3 protein-coding genes are annotated in these 1,271 nt (G+C 51.6%); all 3 read right to left on the reverse strand.

The genetic code is table 11. The features are described 5' to 3' along the window. Nucleotides 1-164: DUF2933 domain-containing protein (locus tag FHL16_RS33750; protein WP_077750547.1), on the reverse strand; the 164-nt coding region annotated here is incomplete at its 3' end. Between the two features lie 93 nt (nt 165-257). Next, nucleotides 258-794 (reverse strand): cupredoxin domain-containing protein, encoded by a 537-nt coding sequence (locus tag FHL16_RS33755; RefSeq protein WP_024078228.1) that lies wholly within the window; start codon nt 792-794, stop codon nt 258-260. A 164-nt stretch (nt 795-958) separates the two neighbouring features. After that, nucleotides 959-1,271, reverse strand: a 313-nt coding sequence (locus FHL16_RS33760; RefSeq protein ID WP_077750548.1) for a co-regulatory protein PtrA N-terminal domain-containing protein, incomplete at its 5' end; no start/stop codon positions are given.

Consider the following 1,271-nt stretch of genomic DNA (forward strand, 5'->3'; position numbering starts at 1 on the left):
CAGATCAACAGAATCAGATAAGGCCAAAATGGATAAACGTGGCTGAAATGCTCCCGCAAAACGTAAAAGGCACCAATCGCAATGAGCATGATTAGTACAACGCCTGTTTTGCGCCTCCAAAATGGTGCGGTGGTGTTTCCATCCGGATGCTGATGGTTATTCATGATCTAAACCCCACTGTGTGAGCATTGCTGTGATCTCTGCGACAGAGCGTAGCCAACTCTTGCGTCGAAGCGGTGTTAGCAGCCAGCTCTGGCTTATTTCAGGTCAAACTGACCGACCATCCCTGACTGATAATGCCCCGGCACGTTGCAGCCAAACTGAAGCCCAGTGCTGTTGTTGAAGGTCCAGATCAGCTCTTTGGTTGCGCCAGGCTCAATCAGGACGCTGTTCGGGTCGTTGTGCTCCATTCCGACCATCTTCATTCCACCCATGCTGTGGCCCATACCGCTCATCGTTTTCCCGGTACCTGTGGGGTTAAGCGTTCCGTTCTGGAACATGCTTGCCATTTCTTTTTGGTGTGCTGCGTGAGCAGCAGCTTTGCCGATGTTGAACTCGTGCAGCAGCGAACCCTCATTGCGAAGGACAAATCGAATAGTTTCACCAGGCTTTACGTCGATGCTTTCAGGTTTGAAGAAAATATCGCCCATCTCGACCTCCACCGTACGGGTAACCTCAGAGGCGACTCCAGGCTGGCCGATGTCCTCTTTCCCATGCCCTGCGCTGGCCATAGCCGTAGCACCGAAGAGTAGAGTGATTGCTGCGATGACAGGGGTAACGAGCTTAGCTTTCATGGTGACCTCGAGAGTAAGTGGGAAACACTGGCTATGCTAATGATGCGGAGCTGCCAGTTAACTGACCTGAACACTACATTTCTGTCAGTTTTCGAAATAAATACGGCGTCCAGATGACGCCGCATTTAACAGGACTGTTCAAAAAGCTCTTTTCAGGGAGTTGCTTACTGATGGTTCTCTGACAGCATCAGCTTGTGCTCGCGTTGCATTTGACTCAAAACGTCGTCGACAATTTTGTCGTGCTTTTCCATCCAGGCCAGGTGCTGCTGGGGTGACATTGAGGCGTCTGGATGATCTTTATGGAGTTGGCTCATGATGTCGCCGAGCATTTTCATATGCTCGGCCATGTGGACATGACGCTGTCCTTCAGGGGCTTTTTCAGCTTGGATCAGTACGGCTTCAGCCCTGTCGCGCAGGCCTTCCATACGCTCTATCACCCGGTCTCCGCCACTTTCAGCCCATACAGAAGCTGAGACG

This window comes from Pseudomonas sp. FSL W5-0299 (assembly GCF_005930655.1).
Lineage (GTDB): Bacteria > Pseudomonadota > Gammaproteobacteria > Pseudomonadales > Pseudomonadaceae > Aquipseudomonas > Aquipseudomonas mandelii.

Coding starts and splice junctions, on each gene's coding strand:
- FHL16_RS33755 (WP_024078228.1), bottom strand. CDS start 794: ATGAAAGCTAAGCTCGTTACCCCTGTCATCGCAGCAATCACTCTACTC.